Source organism: Nitratidesulfovibrio liaohensis (genome assembly GCF_011682075.1).
In the GTDB taxonomy this organism is placed as follows: domain Bacteria; phylum Desulfobacterota; class Desulfovibrionia; order Desulfovibrionales; family Desulfovibrionaceae; genus Cupidesulfovibrio; species Cupidesulfovibrio liaohensis.
Map to the genome: position 1 here is coordinate 1 of NZ_VSMK01000694.1, position 769 is coordinate 769.

General features: G+C 71.8%; 1 protein-coding gene. It reads right to left on the reverse strand.

Going from position 1 to position 769, the window contains the following annotated elements:
• Positions 1-769 (reverse strand): precorrin-6y C5,15-methyltransferase (decarboxylating) subunit CbiE (gene cbiE, locus FVW27_RS17820; RefSeq protein WP_167127781.1); only part of this gene is annotated, 769 nt, incomplete at both ends.

Sequence of the window (769 nt, forward strand, 5' to 3'; positions counted from 1 at the left end):
GGGCCAGTGCGGCGGCCTCCACGGAAACGGCGCCGCTGCCCGCGCCCAGATCCCACACGGTATGGCCGGGGGCGATGCGCAGGGCGGCAAGCCCGGCGGCGCGCACCGGCCATTTGGTGATCAGCCGGGCCTGCACGGCAAAATCTTGATCGGGGATGCCCAGCACCGGCAGGGCGGATTGCCCGATGGGGGCATGCGGGGACGGGGCGGGGGCGGCGCGGGGCACCAGCAGCACCGTACAGTTGCCGCCCAATGCGTCCAGTCCGGTCAATTTGTCCGGTTGCCCCAATTGCCCCAATTGCCCCAATTGCCCCAATTGCCCCAGTTGGGCCGGTCGGGCCGGTCGGGCCGGTCGGGCCGGTTCTCCTCGTTCCCCCGCTCCGGCGGCGCGGGCATCCGTGCCGCTTGTGTCGTGGGACAGGGCGATGGTCACGTGGCGTTCATCGGGGCTGCCCATGTCGGCGAAGGCATGCAGCTGCAGTCCGGTCACCCCGCGTTCGATCAGGAAGCGGGCGATGGCCCCTGGCGTGTTGTGGCCGTCGGTCAGCACGCAGACCGGAACGCCTTCGTGCAGGGCGCGGCGCAGGGCCGACGCAAGGGGGCGATAGTCGTTGCGGCCGTGCAGGGTAACGCAGCGCGCGTCCTGCCACGGCAAGGCCAGTCGGGCAGCGGCCTGTTGCAGACAGGACGCGGCGGGCAGTACCCGCAGCGCTTCGGGGCCGAAATGTCCCGCCAGCCGCGCGCCGATGCCGAAGAACAGCGGGTCGCC